The 20,090-nt window shown below is 65.8% G+C and carries 18 protein-coding genes, 1 tRNA gene and 1 pseudogene; 6 read left to right on the top strand and 14 right to left on the bottom strand.

Annotated elements, in window-relative coordinates; translation table 11 throughout:
- Positions 1 to 15 precede the first annotated feature (15 nt).
- On the bottom strand, positions 16 to 957 hold the full coding sequence (locus tag ACXJKC_RS03255) for an alpha/beta hydrolase family esterase (protein WP_456695236.1): 942 nt from the start codon (positions 955 to 957) through the stop codon (positions 16 to 18).
- 91 nt (positions 958 to 1,048) lie between these two features.
- On the opposite strand from ACXJKC_RS03255, the gene ACXJKC_RS03250 reads away from it, so the two are divergent.
- Positions 1,049 to 1,122 (top strand) — tRNA-Arg (locus ACXJKC_RS03250).
- A 276-nt stretch (positions 1,123 to 1,398) separates the two neighbouring features.
- On the opposite strand, the pseudogene ACXJKC_RS03245 reads toward ACXJKC_RS03250, so the two are convergent.
- From ACXJKC_RS03245 to ACXJKC_RS03225, 5 genes and pseudogenes are all read right to left on the bottom strand, one after another.
- Positions 1,399 to 2,647 (bottom strand): annotated as a pseudogene (locus tag ACXJKC_RS03245) (aldehyde dehydrogenase family protein).
- 43 nt (positions 2,648 to 2,690) lie between these two features.
- Positions 2,691 to 3,491 carry an ABC transporter permease gene (locus tag ACXJKC_RS03240; protein ID WP_456695235.1) on the bottom strand — a complete coding sequence of 267 codons (801 nt, stop codon included), beginning with the start codon at positions 3,489 to 3,491 and terminating at the stop codon, positions 2,691 to 2,693.
- A 7-nt stretch (positions 3,492 to 3,498) separates the two neighbouring features.
- Entirely contained in the window at positions 3,499 to 4,233 is a 735-nt protein-coding gene (locus ACXJKC_RS03235; protein WP_456695234.1) for an ABC transporter permease, read from the bottom strand.
- A 94-nt stretch (positions 4,234 to 4,327) separates the two neighbouring features.
- Positions 4,328 to 5,515 carry an ABC transporter substrate-binding protein gene (locus tag ACXJKC_RS03230; RefSeq protein ID WP_456695233.1) on the bottom strand — a complete coding sequence of 396 codons (1,188 nt, stop codon included), beginning with the start codon at positions 5,513 to 5,515 and terminating at the stop codon, positions 4,328 to 4,330.
- A 53-nt stretch (positions 5,516 to 5,568) separates the two neighbouring features.
- Complete coding sequence (locus ACXJKC_RS03225; protein WP_456695232.1) at positions 5,569 to 6,627, bottom strand: ABC transporter ATP-binding protein; 1,059 nt, start codon at positions 6,625 to 6,627, stop codon at positions 5,569 to 5,571.
- Positions 6,628 to 6,760: 133 nt separating this feature from the next.
- Here ACXJKC_RS03225 and ACXJKC_RS03220 point away from each other — a divergent pair, with 133 nt between their 5' ends.
- The gene (locus ACXJKC_RS03220) at positions 6,761 to 7,504 is read left to right on the top strand and encodes a FadR/GntR family transcriptional regulator (protein WP_456695231.1); all 744 of its coding nucleotides are present in this window, start codon (positions 6,761 to 6,763) and stop codon (positions 7,502 to 7,504) included.
- Positions 7,505 to 7,539: 35 nt separating this feature from the next.
- On the top strand, positions 7,540 to 8,223 hold the full coding sequence (locus tag ACXJKC_RS03215; RefSeq protein WP_456695230.1) for a cache domain-containing protein: 684 nt from the start codon (positions 7,540 to 7,542) through the stop codon (positions 8,221 to 8,223).
- On the opposite strand, the gene ACXJKC_RS03210 is transcribed toward ACXJKC_RS03215, so the two are convergent.
- Complete coding sequence (locus ACXJKC_RS03210) at positions 8,198 to 8,818, bottom strand: Pr6Pr family membrane protein (RefSeq protein WP_456695229.1); 621 nt, start codon at positions 8,816 to 8,818, stop codon at positions 8,198 to 8,200. The two genes, ACXJKC_RS03215 and ACXJKC_RS03210, sit on opposite strands and share 26 nt — an antisense overlap.
- Before the next feature lie 72 nt (positions 8,819 to 8,890).
- Here ACXJKC_RS03210 and ACXJKC_RS03205 point away from each other — a divergent pair, with 72 nt between their 5' ends.
- A complete protein-coding gene (locus tag ACXJKC_RS03205; protein WP_456695228.1) occupies positions 8,891 to 9,625 on the top strand; it encodes a CatB-related O-acetyltransferase in 735 nt (244 codons plus the stop codon).
- Between the two features lie 7 nt (positions 9,626 to 9,632).
- On the opposite strand, the gene ACXJKC_RS03200 is transcribed toward ACXJKC_RS03205, so the two are convergent.
- Entirely contained in the window at positions 9,633 to 10,184 is a 552-nt protein-coding gene (locus tag ACXJKC_RS03200; RefSeq protein ID WP_456695227.1) for a TetR/AcrR family transcriptional regulator, read from the bottom strand.
- A 93-nt stretch (positions 10,185 to 10,277) separates the two neighbouring features.
- On the opposite strand from ACXJKC_RS03200, the gene ACXJKC_RS03195 reads away from it, so the two are divergent.
- Positions 10,278 to 11,714: an MFS transporter gene (locus ACXJKC_RS03195; RefSeq protein WP_456695226.1), complete on the top strand. Its 1,437-nt coding sequence runs from the start codon at positions 10,278 to 10,280 to the stop codon at positions 11,712 to 11,714.
- Between the two features lie 6 nt (positions 11,715 to 11,720).
- Here ACXJKC_RS03195 and ACXJKC_RS03190 read toward each other — a convergent pair whose 3' ends face one another.
- The 5 genes from ACXJKC_RS03190 to ACXJKC_RS03170 all read right to left on the bottom strand — a co-directional run bounded on the left by ACXJKC_RS03190 (position 11,721) and on the right by ACXJKC_RS03170 (position 18,554).
- The gene (locus ACXJKC_RS03190) at positions 11,721 to 12,989 is read right to left on the bottom strand and encodes a PucR family transcriptional regulator (protein WP_456695225.1); all 1,269 of its coding nucleotides are present in this window, start codon (positions 12,987 to 12,989) and stop codon (positions 11,721 to 11,723) included.
- Complete coding sequence (locus ACXJKC_RS03185) at positions 12,986 to 14,398, bottom strand: phytoene desaturase family protein (protein WP_456695224.1); 1,413 nt, start codon at positions 14,396 to 14,398, stop codon at positions 12,986 to 12,988. The genes ACXJKC_RS03190 and ACXJKC_RS03185 overlap by 4 nt, the downstream gene beginning before the upstream one ends.
- The gene (locus tag ACXJKC_RS03180) at positions 14,395 to 16,179 is read right to left on the bottom strand and encodes a DUF3556 domain-containing protein (protein WP_456695223.1); all 1,785 of its coding nucleotides are present in this window, start codon (positions 16,177 to 16,179) and stop codon (positions 14,395 to 14,397) included. The genes ACXJKC_RS03185 and ACXJKC_RS03180 overlap by 4 nt, the downstream gene beginning before the upstream one ends.
- Positions 16,180 to 16,259: 80 nt before the next feature.
- Positions 16,260 to 17,726 carry a class I adenylate-forming enzyme family protein gene (locus ACXJKC_RS03175; protein WP_456695222.1) on the bottom strand — a complete coding sequence of 489 codons (1,467 nt, stop codon included), beginning with the start codon at positions 17,724 to 17,726 and terminating at the stop codon, positions 16,260 to 16,262.
- Positions 17,727 to 17,855: 129 nt separating this feature from the next.
- On the bottom strand, positions 17,856 to 18,554 hold the full coding sequence (locus ACXJKC_RS03170) for a GAF and ANTAR domain-containing protein (RefSeq protein ID WP_456695221.1): 699 nt from the start codon (positions 18,552 to 18,554) through the stop codon (positions 17,856 to 17,858).
- 166 nt (positions 18,555 to 18,720) lie between these two features.
- Here ACXJKC_RS03170 and ACXJKC_RS03165 point away from each other — a divergent pair, with 166 nt between their 5' ends.
- The gene (locus ACXJKC_RS03165) at positions 18,721 to 19,164 is read left to right on the top strand and encodes a hypothetical protein (protein WP_456695220.1); all 444 of its coding nucleotides are present in this window, start codon (positions 18,721 to 18,723) and stop codon (positions 19,162 to 19,164) included.
- Positions 19,165 to 19,192: 28 nt separating this feature from the next.
- Here the strand turns inward: ACXJKC_RS03165 and ACXJKC_RS03160 are convergent, their stop codons facing one another.
- On the bottom strand, positions 19,193 to 19,969 hold the full coding sequence (locus ACXJKC_RS03160) for a sigma-70 family RNA polymerase sigma factor (protein ID WP_456695219.1): 777 nt from the start codon (positions 19,967 to 19,969) through the stop codon (positions 19,193 to 19,195).
- Between the last annotated feature and the right edge of the window lie 121 nt (positions 19,970 to 20,090).

Genomic DNA, 20,090 nt, shown 5'->3' with positions numbered 1-20,090 from the left:
CCACCAGTACCTACGTTATTCAGTGGCCGAGTGCTGATCGAAGAACTCCCACATCAGCTTGGTCGCATCGACCGGACTGTCCTTCGTCCGCGAAGTCCGTCCCGGCGACATGGGGCCTCCCCCTGGCCAGCCGTGCACACCACCGACGACGGCATAGATGTCGACCGACGTCCCCGCCTTGCAGTTGGCCCACGCGAAGTAGTGCACGCTCTCCGACGCCGTCGTGACGGCCTTCGCCGCGGGGCAACGGTCGTGCATGGCCCAGTTGGCCATGGTGTCGTTGACTGCGGGCAACGGACCGATCACGGTCTTCGCGCCGGCGAACGGAACCGTGGTGTCGGCGGTGCCGTGGAAGTAGATGATCGAGGCCGGAGGCGCCTCGGCGCAGCGCTGCTCGAAATAGGGACCGGCGACCGCCGCGTACGCCGCGAACTGGGTCGACGCATCACACGCCAGGGCCAAGGTCAGCGCGGATCCGTTGGAGAATCCGGCCGCGTAGACCCGTGAGGAGTCGATGCAGCCATCGCGCTTGATCTCCTTGACCAGATCGCGCACGAAGGCCAGGTCCGAGTTCGGATCGGTGATCGGTGATCGGAACTGCCACTCCGCGACCTTGCCCCGGCCCAGCGGGACGACCATGATCGCATTGCGTTTGTTGGCCTGCTTGACCATGTCGGTGGCCTTCAGCACCGTGTCGGGGTCGCCGCCGAGGCCGTGGAACATCACCGCGACGGGGGTGCGCTCGGTGGGGTCGTAGCCCGGCGGCACATGCATGACGTACGAGCGCTTCTGGCCACCGGAGACGATCGTGCGTTCGGTCTGTCCCGCCGGCAGAGGGCGAGCCGTTGCGCACTCCTGCTGAGAGACCGCCGGTGTCTGATCGGATGTGCCACACGCCGCGAGCGTCCCGGCCGCGATCACGAGCGTTGCGCTGCCGAAGATCAACCGCCTCAGCACTGAAACTCCGGGCTCGAGGCGAGGCTCGGCAGGCAGGGCATAAGGGCGATCGTATGTGCTGCGACCAAGGACCGATAACCTGACACCCGTAGCCCTCGTAGCTCAGTCGGATAGAGCGACCGCCTCCTAAGCGGTAGGCCACAGGTTCGATTCCTGTCGAGGGCACTTCCGGTGCACGGTGAGCACCACGCGTGTTGGTGGAGGTGACAATTGAGACACTTTGCAAGGTTCGCAGTCTTCACCATCACCGTTTATGTCCTTCAGTCCCTCGGGAACGCTCTCGGGTGGGCGTCGAGTTCGACCGGCGCTAGAGGCATTCTCATCTCAGTAGCTGCTGGCGCAGTGTTCTCAGTCATCATGTTCTTTGTCGACGATGACAAGCGCACCTCAACCAACGGTGGTTGAGGTGCGGAGCGAAGCGGAGCCTCGAAACCCTTGGGTTCAGTCGGCGATGTAGAACATCCGCTTGTTGACGAACTCATCCATACCCAACGGGCCGAGCTCACGGCCGAACCCTGAACGCTTGACCCCGCCGAACGGAATCTCAGCACCCTCACCGGCGGTCGTGTTGACATTGGCCATGCCGACCTCGAGCCGCTGGGCCAATGACTCCGCCCGCTTCGGATCGGCGCTGAACACCGAACCACCCAAGCCATAGGCCGTGTCATTGGCCAAAGCCAGAGCCTCCTCCTCGGAGTCGACCCTGTAGACCACGGCGACCGGCCCGAACAACTCTTCGGAATACGCCCGCATGTCCTTGGTGATGCCGGTCAGCACCGCCGGCGAGTAGAACGCCGCCGGCCCCTCACCCAACACACCGCCGGCATGCAACGTCGCGCCCTTATCGACCGCGTCCTGCACCTGCTCGGCCAATGACTCCGCCGCCGCACGTGACGACAACGGCGAGAACGACTCCAGCGCCAGTGCCTTCTCGGTCAACTTCCCGACGAAGTCGTCGAACAGGTCCTCCATCACGATCATCCGCTTGTTGGAGTTGCACGCCTGCCCCGTGTTGTACATCCGGAAACCCCAGGCCTGGTCGGCCACCTCATCGAGGTCATCGGTGTCGAGTACGACCATCGGRTCRGAGCCACCCAGCTCCAACACGCACTTCTTCAAGTTCTTGCCTGCCAGCGCGGCCACGATCGCTCCAGCGCGCTCCGAACCGGTCAGCGAAACACCTGCCACCCGCGGATCGGCGATGATCGTGGCGATCTGCTCATGCGTCGCGAACACGTTGACATACGCCCCCTCGGGCAACCCGGCATCCTTCATGATCTGCTCGACCGCCAACGCCGACTTCGGCACCGACTCAGCATGCTTGAGGATGATCGTGTTGCCCAACATCAGATTGGGCGCCGCAAAACGGGCGATCTGATAGAACGGGAAGTTCCACGGCATGATCCCCAGCAACGGACCCACCGGGAGCTTTTGCACCACAGCCTTGCCRCCRGAGAACGACTTGATCGGCTGATCGGCCGCCAGACCCGGACCCTCATCGGCGAAGTAGTCGAAGATCGCCTGACAGAACTCCGCCTCCTCCACACCCTCATGGCACGTCCTTCCACGCGGAGTACGCCGTCGTCGCCGACGCCAACGCCGACTCGATCTCAGCGTCAGTCGCAGTGTCGAACGACTCCAGCACCTCCCCCGTCGACGGGTCGGTCACCTGATAGCTGGGACTGCTCATGTCGTACTCCTCGCTTTCATGGGGATGGTGCAAGTGTGCGTCATCACTTCAACGCCTCGGTGTCGCCGCTGAGCTTCTGCGCCACCCAGATGGGGATGATCGACAACAAGATCAGCACCACGGCGACGACATTGACGATGGGCGCCTGGTTGGGACGGAACAGATTGTTGAGAATCCAGATCGGTAGGGTCGTGGTGCCCGCACCCGCGGTGAATGTCGTCACGATGATCTCGTCGAAGCTCAGCGCGAAGGCCAGCAGACCACCGGCCAGCAGGGCCGAACGCAGCTGCGGGAACGTCACGAGCCGGAACGTCGTCCAGACTCCGGCACCGAGGTCGGCAGAGGCCTCTTCGAAGCTGCCGCCCATTCGCCGCAGCCGGGCCTGGACGTTGTTGAAGACCGTCACGATGCAGAACGTCGCATGCGCCACGATGACGGTCAAGATCGACAACTGGATACCCATGATGCCGCGAAAGGCATTGTTCAACGCGATACCGGTGACGATGCCAGGCAGCGCGATCGGCAGGATCACCAGCAGATTGACCGAGTTCTTGCCGAAGAAGCTGTACCGCTGCAAGGCCAGCGACATCAGCGTGCCGAGCACCAGCGCTATCGCGGTCGATGCCAGCGCGACCTGCACGCTGGTCAGCACTGCTTCGCGCGCACCGTCGGAGTTCCAGGCCCGTTGCCACCAGTCGAGCGTGAAGCCCGTCGGTGGCCAGGCGAAGGACGCGCTGGTGTTGAAGGAGTTGAGCACGACCAGCAACAGCGGGAGGTACATCAGGAACAAGATGACGGCGGTCATCGCCGCGAGGAGGCGTCGTACGCCCGTGCCGAGGATCATCGCGACCTCACAGGTTCTCGAGGGCACCCGTGCGGCGCACAGCCGTCAGGTAGCCGATCATGATGACGATGGGGATCAGCGCAACCGCCGCGGCGAGCGGCAGGTTGTTGGCGGCGCCGACGTTGGTGTAGACGAGATTGCCAAGCATCTGATTGGCCCCGCCGACGATGTTGACCGTGATGTAGTCGCCGAGTGTCAGCGAGAAGCTGAAGATCGATCCGGCGATGATCGCCGGCGTGAGCAGCGGGAACACGATCGTGCGCAGGGTCTGCCAAGTCGAGGCACCCAGGTCTCCTGAGGCGTCGAGCAGCGAGTTCGGCACCCGTTCGAGCCCCGCGAAGATCGGCAGGATGACGTAGGGCAGCCAGATGTAGGCCTGCGTGATGATGACGGCCGTGATGCCGTACCCGGGGGTGCCCATGCCGATCTTGCTGGTGGCCCACTCGAAGATGCCGTCATCCGACAGCACCGAGCGCCAGGCGAAGGCCTTGACCAGGTAGCTGGCCCACAGCGGTGTCAGTACCGCGATGACGAGGATGCGCTGCATCCGCTTCGAGGCCATCTTGGCCATGTAGAACGCTATCGGCAGCGCGATGAGGACGTCGATGATCGTCACGGCAACCGCGACGCCCAGCGTGCGCAGGGCGACGGTCCGGTACAGCGACTCGGTCGCGATCTCTTTGAGGTTGTCGAACGTCAGGGAGCGGTTGAGCTCCCCTGTGAAGCTGTCGACCGACCACAACGCCGTGACGAGCAGCGCAGCGAGCCGCCCCCCCCCCCCCCCCCCCCCCCCCCCCCCCCCCCCCCACGGCTGGTGTCGATCGACATGTCGTTGATCAGCCCTTGATCTCTGTCCAGGCCTTGGTCCACTCCGAGTAGTCCTTGCACTCGACGTCGGTACGACCGTCGAGGCACTCGGCGACCGGTGTGCGCCAGTACCAGAGCTTGGACGCGAACTCTTCGTCACCGGCCTTGTACGTATCGCAGAAGCCGGGATCGCTCGCGAAGTCGCAGGCTTCCTTGCTGTTGGGCGCCTCGCCGAAGTACTCGGTCGCCGCAGCGTTGGCCTTGGGCGAGTCGATGTAGTTGAGCCAGGCGTACGCGCAGTTGGGGCTCTTGGCCTTCGACGAGATCATCCAGGTATCGGACCAGCCGGTTGCTCCCTCTTCGGGCAGGATCGCCTTGACGTTGGTCTTCTTGGCGTCGACCGAGTTGACGATGACCTGCCACGTCGTGCCGATGACCGAGTCGCCGGTCTCGAACGCCGAGATCTCCTTCAGGTAGTCCGACCAGTACTCGCCGACGTTGGCGCGCTGTCCCTTGAGCAGGTCGACCGCAGCGGTGAACTGCTTGTCGTCGAGCGCGTAGGGGTTCTTGATCCCGAGATCGGGCTGATGCTTCATGAGGTACAGCGCGGCATCGGCGATGTAGATCGGCGAGTCATAGGCCGTGACCTTGCCCTTGTACTTGGCCAGCTCGTCGGGCTCGAACACTGCCGACCACGACGTCGGGGCAGGCGAGACCTCGTCGGCGTTGTACATCAGCAGGTTGGCACCGTAGCCGTGCGGCACGCCGTAGTGCTTGCCGTCGAATGTGTTCCACTCCTGGTCCTTAAGGAAGTCGAAGACCTTCGCGTAGTTGGGAATCAGGTCGGTGTTGACCTCGACGGCCTCCTTCGACGCGACCATGCGCGCCGTGAGGTCACCCGAGGCCACGACGACGTCATAGTCACCCGTCTTGGCGAGGTTGAACGCCTCGTCGGAGGTGCCGTAGGTCTTCGACGTGACCTGGCACTTGGTCTCCTTCTCGAAGTCGCTGACCCAGTCGACGGCCGGATCGTTGCTGCCGTCCTCGACGTACCCGGGCCAGGCCAGGATCGAGACCTTTCCTTCCATGGCGCCGAGCTTGGTCGGAACTTCTGCGGCTTTGTCGGAGTCGCTTCCGCCGCAGGCGGCGAGCACGACGAGCGCGCTGCTGGCGAGCAGGGCGCCGACGGCCCTCCTCCGGTGTGTCGTCCTTCTCATCGTTGTCTCCATCTCTTCGGGGTGGGAGTGATACTTCTCGGGGATCTGCTGGTTCAGGTGAGGGGCACGAGATCGTCGAGCGACCAGCTCGCGACGACCTTCTCGCCGCGCTGTTCCTTCTGGGCCTGCGCGCCGGTGCTCTGCTCCAGCACGACCAGGCGGGTGCCATCGTCGAGCCGGACGTGGAGGCGATGACCCGAGCCGAGGTAGATCGACTCGGTGATGACGCCGGGTGCTGAGACGACGCCCGTCGAGACTGTCGAGGCCCCCGCCCCGATCGTGATCTTCTCGGGCCGCAGCGCGTGCGTACCCGGACGGCCGAGAAGCCGCTGCGAGGTCGCGCTGTCGAAGATGTTGGACGTCCCGACAAACGAGGCGACGTACTCCGACGTCGGCTGCTCGTAGATCTCCTGCGGTGAGCCGAGCTGCACGATCTTGCCCTCGCTGAACACCGCGACCCGGTCGCTGAGGGTCAGCGCCTCCTCCTGATCGTGGGTCACGAACACGAACGTGATGCCGAGATCGCGTTGCAGCTGTTTGAGCTCGACCTGCATCTGCTCGCGCAGCTTGAGGTCGAGGGCGCCGAGCGGCTCGTCGAGCAGCAGTACCTTTGGCCGCACGACGATCGACCTGGCCAGAGCGACGCGCTGACGTTGACCACCCGACAGCTGGCCGGGGCGCCGGTCGCCGAGGTGGGCGAGCTGCACAGTTCCGAGGGCTTCAGCGGCCTGCCGGCGGCGCTCGGCCTTCTTGACGCCGCGGACGCGCAGACCGTACGCGACGTTGTCGAGGACGCTCATGTGCGGGAACAGCGCATAGTCCTGGAAGACGGTGTTGACGTCGCGGTCGAAGGGCGCGCGCGAGGTGACGTCCTCGCCGGCGAGCTCGATCGTCCCGGCGGTGGCCTGCTCGAATCCGGCGACGAGCCGCAGCACCGTGGTCTTGCCCGATCCGGATGGTCCGAGCATCGAGAAGAACTCGCCGTCAGCGATGTCGAGATCGACCCCGTCGACGGCCTTGACGTCACCGAAGTGCTTGCTGAGTCCCCGCAGGGAGATCGCCGTGCCAGATGGCGCGGTGCGGTCGGATGCGGGTTCGTCGATGGTGCTCACGCTCATCGTTGGGTTGTCCCCTCGGGGTCGGTGGTGTGACCTGAGCCACGTGCTGGCAAAATCATATGGGACCAGATATTAATTGGCTAGGTGCTGTTTGCGACGATCTTGTTACGTTCTCGAGGAGGTGGAGATGGCGACTGTGCGACGAGCGTCGACCCGAGCCCGATCGGCGATCTTCGCCCCCATCGGCGACGAGGGGCGCGCGGTCCGGGTCGAGAACCGACTGGCCGAGGCCATCCGCTCGGGCGTCCTGGCCGACGGCGAACGGCTGCCGAGCGAACCCGATCTCGCCGCCATGCTGGGTGTCGCGACCGTGACGGCCCGCGAGGCACTCGTTGCGTTGCGGGCCCAGGGGCTCGTCACCACGACGCGTGGACGTGGCGGCGGCAGCTTCGTGAGTCGGCCCGCACCGAGCCGGGCCGCCGACCTCAACCAACGGCTCACCGCGATGTCGCGTGTCGAGCTGCGCGACCGCGGCACGATCTACGGCGTCATCTTGTCGGGCTGCGCCGAGTTGGCGGCCGAACGCTCCGACGCGCACGATGTCGAGGGGCTGCGGGTGCTTCTGGTCGACGCCGACGACACCGACATCGGGCACTGGCGACATGCCGACGCCGAGCTCTACCTGTCGATCGCGGCCCTGACCCAGTCGGCCCGGATGACTCGCGAGGTCGTACGCCTCGAGGCCGACTTCGGCGCGCTGTTGCGGCTACCCCTCGCCGATGACACATTCCGGTCGTCGACGTTCGAACGCCACGGCCAACTCGTCGACGCGATCGAACGGCAAGACCCTGAGACCGCCCGCCGCTGCGTCAAGGAGCATGTCAGTGATGCCCTGGAAAGACTGGCAGATCTGCATGCGGCGGTGCAATGATCGACACATCGAACCTCTCGACAGGAGCAGTCCGCATGCCTACCCAGACAGCTGAGCTCGCGGCATGCGCCGAGCGCGTGGAACACCACTTCCATCACATCCTCGACGAGCTGGAGACGATGCGCGCCCAGCTCGTGACACTGTTCGAGGCCGGCGCGGTCGACTCCGAGGCAGCCCGTTCGACACTCGAGCCGCTCGCCCGTGACTTCCTCGCCTCGGCCGACATCGTGGGAGCCGGATTCGTCGCGGCCCGCGGTGCACTGAGCAACGTCCCGCTATACCTCGCCTGGTGGCAGGGCGACGACCAGCACCTGCTCGGCGAGTCCGGCGCACCCGACACCGGCGAGCCGCTCGACTACACCCGGCACCCTTGGTTCCGGACCCCTGAGCGCACCGGCGAACCTCACATCACCGGACCGTACGTCGACTTCGTGTGCACCGACGAATACGTCATGACGGCGACGACGCCCGTCGTCTCGCGCGGACGGATGGTCGGAGTCGTGGGCGCCGACACCCTGGTCGAGACGCTCGAACGTCTCCTGCTGCCCAGCCTGCGGACCGCGGGTGCGACCGTCGTCAACCAGGACGGTCGCGCTGTCGCCTCAGCGGACCCTCACATCGCGACCGGCAGTCTCGTCCCGCTCGACGACTATCCCGACGCAGTCGGCTGCAGTCGACTGCCGTTGACGGTCGTCAGGCCGCAGCGCCGCGCCGGCTGACCCGGATGTAACCCGCCGCGATCACGACCGCAAGCGCTGTGACGGCGAGGGACGCGATCGCGACGCTCAGGCCGCCGTTCTCGGCGATGTCGAGGAACGTGTACGGCACCGCGCTCGTGATGCCCTCGCCGACCTCGTAGACCGGCTCGGCCACCTCGGCCCGCACCAGAGTGTAGACGAGCCAGACGATCGGCCAGACCAAGAACCACCAGGCCGCGTTCGACAACCTCGTACGGGGCGAGAAGGCCAGGAAACCGATGACCGACATCGCGGGGACGACGTAGTGGAAGATCTTGTCGAGCCACCACGAAAGCCCTGTCAGTTCGACGTCGCCGGCCAACACGGTCGCGAAGACGATGCCTGTCACCGTGATGCCGACCAGACTGGCCAGCCGTAGAGCCTGGTACCACGGCTCGTCACGATCCTGGCGCGCGACGAGCAGCCAACAGGCCACTGCGACAAGCAGATTCGACTGAACCGTGAAGTAGCTCAGGTAGTTGACGACGCTGCGGTCGCCGTCGATCACGAGGATGATCTGAGCGACGAGTGCGAACGTCGCGAGTGAGGCGATGGTGCCATGCCAAAGTCGATTCACATGTCGACCCTAGTGGTCCCACGGCACCGCTGTCCGGGTCGATAGCCTAAGACCTGGTCCCGAGGAGGTCAGGTGGAACAGCACACCCGCGGCGCGCACCAGGTGCAGCGCGTCGGCACGTCACGCCTTCTGGTCGAACCGCCCGTGCGCTTCCTCGGCGCGTTCGTCATCCGGTCCGATACCCGCATCGGCGCGTTCACCGAGTTCGGCCGCGAGGTCGAGGTGCAGGCCGGCTCGATCGGCCGCTACTGCGAGATCGGACCCGGCAGCCTGATCGGCGCCACCGGACATCCCACCAGCTGGCTCAGCGTCTCGGCGTTTCAGTACAAGAAGTCGACGTGGGGCTGGCATCCGTCGGCCGACGACACCCAGATCGTCGACCCCGAGGCCGGCGGACGGCAGAGCTTTCGCAGCGTGGGTCCCGACCAGGCCACGATCGGCAATGACGTGTGGCTCGGCGCGAACGTCGTGGTGCTGCGCGGTGTAACGATCGGCGACGGCTCGATCATCGCGGCGAACGCGGTCGTGACCAAGGACGTCCCGCCGTACTCGATCGCCGGCGGCATCCCGGCCCGGGTCATCCGTCCGCGCGTCGACGACGAATTGCGCGACGAACTGCTCGACCTGCGCTGGTGGCGCCACTCACCCAATCAGCTCAGCGGCATCCCGTATGACGAGCCCGAGGCAGCCGCCCAGCAGTTGCGTGACCGCCTCGTCGATGGTCTCCCGACCTATGACCCCGGGTACCTCGAGATACCGAAGCCGACCCCCGCAGCCGAGCCTGCGAAAAAGCGCCGTTGGCTCTGAGCAGCCCTCACCCCTGGTCGACGAGGGACTGGATCGCGCGGCCGTACATCTGGACGAGTCGGTCGCGTCCGATCGCGGGGAGCACTTCTTCCTCGATGGACTGCACCGACTGCATGATGCCGCCGAGCTGGGTGCCGATCAGCAGCGCGCGCACATAACGGTCCTGTCCCGGCAGCACCGCGACGAGATCGTCCAGGAACATCCGCCGCACCGTCTCACGTAATCCGTCGCGGATCGCCTCGCGGTCGGAGGCCCGGATCATGGTGGAGAAGTGCGACCTGAACTCTTCGTGCTCCTTGGCGAGGACGAAGCCGGCCAGGCGTTGCCCGAGCTCGTCGAGTGGACCGTCGATCGGTGGCCGGACATACTCGTCGAGGCCCAGCACCTGGAGGAACAGCGCCTCCTTCGATCCGAAGTGCCGGATGACCAGCGACGGATCGACTCCTGCATCGGCGGCGATCGCCCGCACGGTCACGGCGGCGAAGCCACGCTCCTCGAACAGAGACTTGGCGCTGGCGGCGATCAGGTCCTTGGGGAGGACAGCGACGGGCTTGGTCATGGCTCGAGTATTCCTCACGTCACATCAAGTTGACTCTCGCAACTATTCGGTGTCAACTTAGTTGACAACCCAGATTTCGGAGCAATCACCCTGATGACAAGCACTCTTCCCAACACACCCGAGACCAACCCGCCCGAGACCAGTTTCGACTCCGAACCCCGCGTCGGCCTGTGGCTCTTCTTCGTCGGCACCGCAGCCCTCGTCGTCTCGCTCGCACAGACGATCTTGATTCCCGTGCTCGGCCTGCTGCCCGAGGAGCTCGACACCTCGGGCGCCAACGTCCAGTGGCTGCTGACCGCGACGCTGCTCGTCGCTGCCGTCGCGGTGCCCCTGATGGGACGCCTCGGCGACATGTTCGGCAAGCGTCTGCTGCTGCTGATCGCGGTCGGGGCCCTCGTCGTCGGCTCGGTCATCACGGCTCTGTCGAGCAATATCGGCGTGCTGATCTTCGGACGTGCGATCCAGGGCATCTCGGCCGCCGCCATCCCCCTGGGCATCAGCCTGCTGAGCTCGCTCGTTCCGCGCGAGCGTGCCGGCACGGCGATCGCCACGGTCAGCGCGATGCTGGGCGTCGGCGGCGCCCTCGGCCTGCCATTAGCCGCGGCGATCGCCCAGAACTCCGACTACCACGTGCTGTTCTGGGTGACCGCCGGCGCGAGCGCGCTGGCCTTCATCGGCATCATGACGGTGGTCCCCAAGGACACCCAGCTGGCAGGTGGCAAGGTCGACTTCATCGGGGCGACACTGCTCGCCGCCGCCCTGGTCTCGCTGCTCTACCCGCTGTCGGAGACCGGCGCATGGGGCTGGGGCTCACCCAAGGTCATCGGCCTGCTGATCTTGTCGGCCGTACTGTTCGCGGTCTTCACGTTCACCCAGACCCGTATCGCCGAGCCGCTTGTCGACCTGGTGACCTTGCGCCGTCGCCCGATCATGCTGACCAACATCGCGTCGATCTTCTTCGGCTTCGCGCTGTTCGCCTCACTGATCGGCACCGCCTCGTACGTCCAGGCGCCCGAGGCCACCGGCTACGGCTTCGGCTCGTCGATCATGACCGGTGGCCTCGCGATGCTGCCCGGCGGTCTCGCGATGCTCGTGCTGGCGCCGCTCTCGGCCAAGCTCGCCACCCGGTTCGGCGCCCCGCGCATCCTGACGTTCGGTGCCCTGGTCGTCGCGGCCGGCTGGTTGTGCCGCATCGTGTTCATCGACTCGCTGACCCAGGTCATCATCGGTGCCACGATCGTCGGCGCGGGCACCGCGATCGGCTACGCGACGATGCCGGCCATCATCAATGCACACACCCCCGTCTCCGAACTGGGAGCCGCCAACGGGCTCAACAGTCTGGTCCGATCGGTCGGCAGTTCGCTGGCCAGCGCGGTGGGCGGAGCGTTGCTGGCCGCCAGTGTCATCAGCCTCGGCGGGCACGACTTCCCGACCCTCGATGCGTACCGCGAATTGTTCGCGCTGTGCGCCGGAGCCTCGATCCTGGCCGCGGTCATCGCTCTCGCGACTCCGAAGGGACCTCAGGACTAGCCGGGCTCAGCGGCGGTCGGCCACCAAGACAGCCGCGCCGAGGAAGTGGCACACCTGCACCGCCAGCTCGAGATCGAGCCGGTCGGGGTCGAGCGATCGGCCTCGTTCGGCCTCGATCTTGCCGATTCGGTATTTGACCGAGTTGCGATGCAGCATGAGCTGTTCGGACGTCTGTGCGTAGCTTCCGCCCGTGCCGAGGAAGACCCGCAATGTCTCGCGCATGCGCGCCTCGGCCGGGCCGTCCACCGCGAGCGGTCCCAGCACCTCGGCAATCCACTGGCGGGCCGCGTCGAGATCACGCACCAACATCGACGCCACCGCGACCCCTCGTTCGCCGAAGCCGATCGCGTGGGTCACCGGGCTCGCCGACGTCAGGGCGACGCTCATCGCGGCATCGGCCTGCTCATGCGTCCGCCGGAAGCCCTCGACCCCGTGTACCGGACAGCCGAGCGCTATCCGCGCATCAGGCGTGCGCACCAGGCTGTGACGGACCGGCTCGACATCCACGGGTATCGCACTTCGCCCACGACCGAACCACACCCATGCCGTGCCGCGGTCGACGGCTGTGAACAGCATCGTCGCGGCGCCGATCGGATCGGCGAGTCCTCGGGCGAAATCGCGCAGTTCCTCGGTCTGGTCGGTGCCGGAGTTGGCCCCGTCGATCCAGATGACCGCACCCACGTGCACTTGATCGAGCCGGTACCGCGCCCCCGTGGCGAAGTCGGCGTGGTCGACGGCCTGGCCGTCCAGTACCCGGCTGACCAACAATGAGGTGACGCTCGCGCTCTTGTCGAGCCACCGTTGACGTTCCTGCTCATGCGCGTCGAGGACTATCTGGGTGATCCAGTCGATGTACTGGTGCAGGAAGCGCGACAACTCATTGAGCAGACGCAGCTTGACCCCCGCCTCGCAGTCGAGCTGCTCGACCTCGTCGAACATCCAGTCGCGCAGATCATCTGAACCGAAGTGATAGGCCCGGCGCAATGACGTGCCGGGCACGCCACGCTGCGCCAACCGGAACGCGTACTCGGTCGCGGCCGTGATGGGCTGCACGTGCTCGAACGGGATTCCGTGCCGGATGATGTGCAGGATCGTGGAGATATTGCCCTCGACGCTGGCCCGCAGCATCGCCATCAGCTCCGGATCATTCAAAAAGTCCACCTCGCGGGCGATGACATCGGTCATCCGCGTCGTGATCTCATCGAAGTGCAGCTGCAGCCGGTCGCCTATCACCGCGACGAGCGCGGCGACCTCCTGATCGGCCTCGGGGGTCATCTCAGCCGCTTCAGAGCCGACTGGGCCGCATTGAATCCGCACATGCCGTGCGCGCCCGCACCCGGAGGAGTCGCCGCCGAGCAGAGGTACACACCTGCGACACCTGTCGTGTAGGGGTCGAGCGCGATACGCGGACGGAACACGAGCCGCAGCGCCGCATTGGCCCCTGTCACGATGTCGCCGCCCACGTAGTTGGCGTTGGAGGCCTCGATCTGGGCGACGGATCGGACGTGCCGGGCGACGATCCGATCACGGAAGCCCGGTGCGAACCGCTCGATCTGCGCCTCGATCGCGGCCGTCGCATCACCCGTGAACCCGGCCGGGACGTGCGCATAGGCGTCGACGGGGTGAACAGTTCCGGCCGAGCGTCCCGGATCGGCCAGGTACTGCTGGCCCAGCAGGACGAAGGGACGTTCGGGCATCCGTCCTGCGTGCACATCGCGCTCGGCCTGCGCCGTCTCGGCGTACGAACCGCTGACGTGGACCGTACCGGCGAGACGCGAGTCGGCGTGCGTCCACGGGATCCCGCCGTCGACGGCGAAGGCGACCTGAAACGCCCCCGGACCATGCCGATACCGCCCGAAGGCCCTCGCGACGTGACCGGGCAACCGGGGTCCGATGATGCGGGCCGCAGCACCCGGGGCCGTGTCGAGCATGACGATGTCGGGCCGGTCGAGCTCGTCGAGCGAGGTGACCTGCACACCCGTCTCGATCGTGCCGCCGAGGTCGACCAGCAGATCGGCCATCGCGGTGGTGATGGACGCCGAACCGCCTTCCGCGACGGGCCAGCCGTAGGTATGCGCCGCCGAGCCGAGAGCCACGCCGATCGCCGATGACATCGGACCCCCGAACGGACGGAATGCGTGGGCCGCGACCCCACCGAACAGCGCCCGCCCCGGCTCGGTCGACCACCTGCGGGCGAGGACGGCAGCCGGCATCGCGGCATACGCCCCGAAGCGGGCGAGCTTGACCGGGTGATCGGGCACATGCAGCATCGGCCGGGTGAAGTCTTCGGTGATATCGCCGAAACGCTCCGAGAGCGGCCCGAAGATCCGCTGCCACGGACGTCCGTCGGCACCCAGCGTCGCCGCGGTCTCAGAGACCGAACGCCGCACCGCCGCACCGCGCCCGCCGTCGAGCGGGTGCGCATACTGCACTTGCGGCCATTTCCAGGTCAGCCCGTAGCGCGACAGGTCGATGCGCCTCGAGAAGGCGGTGTCGACCGAGAGCGGGTGGAAGCCCGAGCACTCGTCGTGCAGCACCCCGGCACCGGTGTACTCACCGCTGCGGGTGCCGCCTCCGATCGTCTCGGCCGCCTCCAGCACTCGCACCTGGACCCCCTCGGCGGCGAGGGTCACGGCGGCAGCGAGCCCGTTCGGCCCGCTGCCGACCACCACCGCTTGAGTCACGTAGCCACCTTAGGCAGGTCGCCGGGTGCGCGGTATCCCTCGAGGGTCCAGGTGACCTGGTGCGGGATGGGACCGTCCGGGAGCCACGGGTGCGCGTCCGCCGCGTCCTTGGCGATGTAGGTGCCGCGCTCGACGACCCCGAGGGCCGCATCGATGACCCGGTACTCGACGTAGTTCTTGTGGATGGGCTGCGACTCCGTGAACGTCACGACGACCTCGCCCGGCGCGAAGTTGCAGCGCTTCTGGACTGCCGCGATGGTCCGTTCGTCGTGCAGGTGGCCGTCGCCGAACTGCCAGCCGATCAGCAGTGTGCAGACGAACTCCGCCTCCCGGATGACGTAGTTCTCCAGTTCGTCGGTGTGCCGCATCATCAGCGACATCAGGGCCCGTCCCTGGGTGTGCATCGTGCGCCAGGCGACGGCCTTCTGCATGAAGATCTCGGCGACTTCCTCGCCGAAGGCCGCGGTGAGTTGATCGATCTGATTGGCGTTGTACTTGACCAGGTGGGTGTTGAGCTTCTCCTCGACGTCACGGCCGCGGAACGCCCACGTCGCCGACGCCCAGTTGCCGGCGTACTGGCGCATCGACGGCAGGAACGAGACGAGATCGGGCCGCAGGTTGCCGAGGATCGGGAAGAACAGCACAGCCACCACCACGAACCCCAACAAGGCAGGAGTCATGTCGCCGACGCCCCAGCCCGCACCGGCGTCGAAGTTCCAGAACAGGAACGGCGTCGCGAACATGAAGAAGATATTCCACTCCAAGGGCACCGCGAGCGGGAACGTCGACGTGATGAACGCGTGGAACAGCAGCATGCCGACGATCGCGAGCAAGGTCATCGTGCGATTGGTCGAGAACAACAGCACGAGCGGCAGCACGAGCTCGACGACCGTGCCGCCGATGTGGGCCAGCGCGCTGCTGACCTTGGACGGCCGGATGTCGTGCGGGAAGTCGCGGTACAGCGACCGCTTGAACCGGCGCGATGTGATCCACGGGGTGTTGCTGACCATGGGCGCCACGACGCTCGTGAAGTTGTGGCCGAACTTGGAGACGCCGGCGCCCATCCAGATCACCACCATCGCGATCTTGGCGGCCACGATGATGTCGACGAGGGAGCTGAACGTCGCGAAGCAGAACAGGATCAGGATGTACTGCTCCGACCGGGCGGCCAGGAAAACCGTCTTGTCGCGCAGGCCCATCAGCACGATCAGCGCGAGATAGGCCGCGACACCCCACACCGGAAGCAGTCCCGGCTCGACCGGGAAGGTGTCGGACGTGGCACCGGGGCCGACGAGCAGGAAGAGCAACACCGCCAGGATCGCGACGTAGACCGTGACATCCCAAGTCGTGCGCTCGTCACCCTTCGTGAACGGCACCTTGCCGGGCCACGGCGGCACCCGCAACGTGCGGCGCCGCGTCCAGTACAGGCAGCCGCCGATGAACGGGCTGAACTTGAACGCCAGCGGGCCCGACGAGGAGGCGAGGCCCAGTATCTCGAACAGGATCGTCCAGACCATGAGCTTCTGGTACACGATCGGCTGGTCCCACCACGAGCTGAAGTCACCGAAGCCGCCGAGTCCTGGAGTGGTCAGTCCTACCACGACGATGCCGCCGCCGATGAAGAAGATCAATTTGAACACGTAGAGCAGGTGCAGTTGCTTGGGCCCGCCGAAGCCGTACTCGCACCAGTGGATCGCGAGCAGCTTCATCCGTTCCATGAATGGCAGTGAGCCGAATTCGGCCGGGTCAACCGGCGGCATGTCGGCGGTCTTGAGTCCCATCAGATGTCTCCTTCGATATGGCGTGGGGGCAGGGCACAGCACCGCGAGGGGATGTCGCGGTCGTGCGGCGGTGCTATTGCTCAGGCGGGCTGGGGGTGCAGCGCCCTGCGCAATGTGGGTTTGTCGATCTTGCCCACCGGGTTCTTCGGCAGGACGTCGACGATCGTGATGCTCTCGGGCACCTTGACCCGGGTCAGGTGGGTGCGGCAGTGCTGGGTCAGCGCGTCTGCGGTGACCGTCGAGGCGGGGTAGAGCGTCACGTAGGCGACGGGCACCTCGCCGAGGATGGGATCGGGTCGCCCGACGACGGCGACCTCGAGGACGTCGTCGACCTGTGCCAGTACGGTCTCGATCTCCTTGGGATAGATGTTCTCCCCGCCGCGGATGATCATGTCCTTGACCCGGTCGACGATCGACAGGTAGCCGTCGTCGTCGAGGCGTCCGACGTCTCCGGTGTGCAACCAGCCGTCGACGATCGTCTCGGCGGTCGCGTCGGCCTTGCCGAGATAGCCGCGCATGACGGTGGGGCCGCTGATCAGCACCTCGCCGCTCGTCCCAGTCGGCACATCGTCGCCAGCGGCATCGACGACCCTGATCTGCTGACCTGGCAGTGCGGGCCCGACGGTGCCGAGCTTGCGCACGCCGTCGACCGGATTGCAGGCCGAAGCACACGTTCCCTCCGTGAGCCCGTAGCCCTCGACCATGACGAAGCCGAACCGGTCCTGGCAACGCTGCAGCAGCTCGGCCGACACCGGCGCGGCGCCACAGACCACGAATCGCAGCGACGAGGTATCGGGACGGACATCTTCGGGAAGGGCGGCCAGCAGGGCGTAGATCGTGGGAACCGCCGAGAAGTACGTCGGGCGCAGTCGTTCGACGTGCCCGAAGAATGTGCTGGGCGAGAACGAGCCGACGATCGTCATGCGGGCTCCGGCGACGAGCGGGGTCAAGGTGCTGACGACGATCGCGTTGACGTGGAACAGCGGCAGCACGAGCAGGCAGTGATCGTCCGCCGAGATCTGCAGGTGCGCTCCCATCGAGGACGTCATGGCCTCGAGATTGCCGTGGCTCAGCATGACGCCCTTGGGCGAGCCGGTCGAGCCGCTCGTGTAGATCAGCAGTGCGAGGTCGTCCGGCCCGAGCCGCACTGGCGGAGGCGCGGCAGTCGTAGTCGTCTTCGCGAGCTCGTCGACGCTCACGTGCGGACGTCCTGCGGTGGGGGCGTCGGAACCCGCGTTGATCACCAGGACGGCGCCGGAGTCATTGATCTGGTGATCGGCCTCCGAAGCCGTGAAGACCGGATTGATCGGGGTCGCGCAGCCGCCGAGGCGCCAGGCGGCGAAGACCGCCAAGATCAGCTCGACCCGGTTGGGCAGCATGATCGCCAGCACGTCTCCCGACCCGAAGCCGCGGGCAGCCAGTTGCTCGGCGATCGCCTCGACCCGCTGCTCCACCTGGCCGTACGTCAGATCTGAACTGTCGTCGGCGAGGCAGGGCCGGCCGTGTCGTCGAGCTGGCTGCTGCCACGGCAGATAGGGGAGGTCCACAGTTGCGCCCTTCGTCGTAGATGTGACCTACGACACTAGGGACAACTGGGGGCCCCGCCCACGTCCCAGCCCCACGAACTTCTCGGCCCGCACTGTGCATGATGCACAAGAGAGGACAGAGCGGCCGGTTCAAGCCAGAGGGCCGACCTCGAACACGGCGTCGGGCTTGCGGCGGTTCTCGACAACCCATTCAGCGACATAGCGCAGCTTGACATTGTGAGTCTGGGACTGACGGCGCAGGAACTCGAAGGCCCGGTCCGCGTCAAGATCGAACCGCTCCATGAGAATGCCCTGCGCCTGACCGATCAGCTTGCGCGCATCGATCGCGATCTGCAGGCCCTCTTCATTGTGGGCATTGGCGAGCGCCACGGCAGCATGGCGCACGAAGATCGCCGCAACCGCGAAGTCATCCTCGTCGAATGCATCGGGCCCGTTGGCGTACAGGTTGAGCGATCCGTACCGGCGAGCCGACGTCTCCAGGCGCACACTCAACACACTGCGAATACCCAAAGCAGCCACTGCCGGCCCCCATTTGCGCCACCGCGGATCGATGCCCACGTCTCCGGAGATGAAATGAGACGGACCCTCGATCGCATCGAGACACGGTCCCTCGTCATGGATGATCTGCAGATTGTGCGACTCACCCACCCGGTCGGAGGTCGCCGCAGCAGTCTCGATCTGTTGACGTGCATGTACCAGCATGATCCCGGCGTCATCACAGTTCGTGGCGAGCTGTGCATACTCGGCAATCTTCTCAACGGTGCGCTCAGCTGTCGGCGCATCGTGAAGATCCAGCGCCATCTGCGCGAAGAACGAAGAACCGGTCACCGCAATCCCCTCAGAGTCGAATTTTCAGGAGCAGAAAGACAATTGCTTGTCGAGACCGTACACCGCGGTCATGTCGCCACAGTTTGGCGGTTAGATCGAAGGGTACCTCCGCAGATAGCACATCGTTGATATGTCACTGACCGGCCCGGCCATAAGGGAGATCGTCATGACCGCAGACCTGCAATTGGAGGGTCCTACCGTGACCCTCTTCGGCATCCGCGACGAACTGGACCAGGCTTTGGGAGTCGAGTTGGCCCGACGAGGATGCAGCACTCACATCATCACCGCCTCGATGGGCTGGCTGGCTTCCACAACGCATGCCGTGATCCGGTTGGGCACCCCGACCGGCGACCAGGCGATGCACGGCCTGGCCGCCAGTTCGGCCCCCGCGACTCATGCCGTCGCGGTGTGCGAGACGACCAGCGATGCTGCAGCGGCCGACCGCATCCGCACGGCCTGGGCGCAAAGTGGCGAGAACCACCGCACGTCACTGATCTGGCACGATTCGCTCGACGCGCTGCACACCTCACTCGACCGGACATCGCTCGACGAACTCGTCTCGACGATTGCCGACGAGATCTTCGAGCCGACGGGACTGGAAGCGCCCTGACCCCACGAGGCGGAGTCAGGACGCTCGGTCAGGCAGCGTCGGCGAAGCCCACTTTGGCCCTGAGCCCTTCGAGAACCTTGGCCAGACGACGCGAGACCTGCATCTGGCTGACGCCGACGATATCGGCGATCTCCTGCTGGGTCTTGTCCTCGACGAATCGCAACCGGATGAGCTCGCGCTCGTCCTCTGGCAGTTGGCGATACAGCGGTCCGACCGTGACCCAGTCGTCGATGAAGTCATAGGCCGACTCCTCGACACGGATCGTCTCGCCGAGCGGCTGGCTCGAACCGCCGACAGGCTGGTCGAGCGACGTCGGCGCGAAGCAGCCCTTCGCCGCGAGCGCCTCGGTGATGTCAGCCACGTCAGCACCGAGTTCATCGGCGATATCGTCGACCCCCGGGGCGTGCGCCTCTGTCTGCAAGCGGCGCTCCGACGCCTTGGCGATATCGGCCTGGAGCTGCTGGATTCGTCGCGGGGGACGTACGCCCCAGCCGTGATCGCGGAAGTGTTTTTTGATCTCGCCGAGGATCGTGACGGTTGCGAACGGCACGAACTCTCCGCGATCGTGATGGAAGCCACGGATGGCTTTGACCAAGGCGTAATTGGCGACCTGGATCAGGTCTTCTCGGTCGATGCCGCGGCCGAAATATCGGCCCGCGAGCTGACGGGAAAGGCCCAGGTAACGGCGCACGATTTCATCTTCGAGTGCCTCGCGCTCGTGCGGGTCGGCAACGGCTGCGGCTTTTATGAGTACGGCCGTATCCTCGAAGTGGCTGCTACTGGGGCGAGTTTGAGCGGAATTCACGATGACCCTCCTGGGGCTATCGATCCGGGGTGCGGCTACTGCTCAACCACTCCACAACCCTTTCACCATTTGATGTGTGAAAGCAAGCCCCGAAGGGTAACTAGTAACTAGGTGGCATAGT

The sequence above is a fragment of the Aeromicrobium sp. P5_D10 genome (assembly GCF_054049535.1).
The sequence above is the reverse complement of the archived record's forward strand: the minus strand, read 5'-3'. Positions and strand labels throughout refer to the sequence as shown.

Excerpts from the sequence above, each read along its gene's own strand:
- ACXJKC_RS03190 (WP_456695225.1), bottom strand. The coding sequence starts at position 12,989 with ATGACCCCCGAGGCCGATCAGGAGGTCGCCGCGCTCGTCGCGGTGATA.
- ACXJKC_RS03230 (WP_456695233.1), bottom strand. The coding sequence starts at position 5,515 with ATGAGAAGGACGACACACCGGAGGAGGGCCGTCGGCGCCCTGCTCGCC.
- ACXJKC_RS03200 (WP_456695227.1), bottom strand. The coding sequence starts at position 10,184 with ATGACCAAGCCCGTCGCTGTCCTCCCCAAGGACCTGATCGCCGCCAGC.
- ACXJKC_RS03195 (WP_456695226.1), top strand. The coding sequence starts at position 10,278 with ATGACAAGCACTCTTCCCAACACACCCGAGACCAACCCGCCCGAGACC.
- ACXJKC_RS03180 (WP_456695223.1), bottom strand. The coding sequence starts at position 16,179 with ATGGGACTCAAGACCGCCGACATGCCGCCGGTTGACCCGGCCGAATTC.
- ACXJKC_RS03220 (WP_456695231.1), top strand. The coding sequence starts at position 6,761 with ATGGCGACTGTGCGACGAGCGTCGACCCGAGCCCGATCGGCGATCTTC.
- ACXJKC_RS03165 (WP_456695220.1), top strand. The coding sequence starts at position 18,721 with ATGACCGCAGACCTGCAATTGGAGGGTCCTACCGTGACCCTCTTCGGC.
- ACXJKC_RS03215 (WP_456695230.1), top strand. The coding sequence starts at position 7,540 with ATGCCTACCCAGACAGCTGAGCTCGCGGCATGCGCCGAGCGCGTGGAA.
- ACXJKC_RS03240 (WP_456695235.1), bottom strand. The coding sequence starts at position 3,491 with ATGATCCTCGGCACGGGCGTACGACGCCTCCTCGCGGCGATGACCGCC.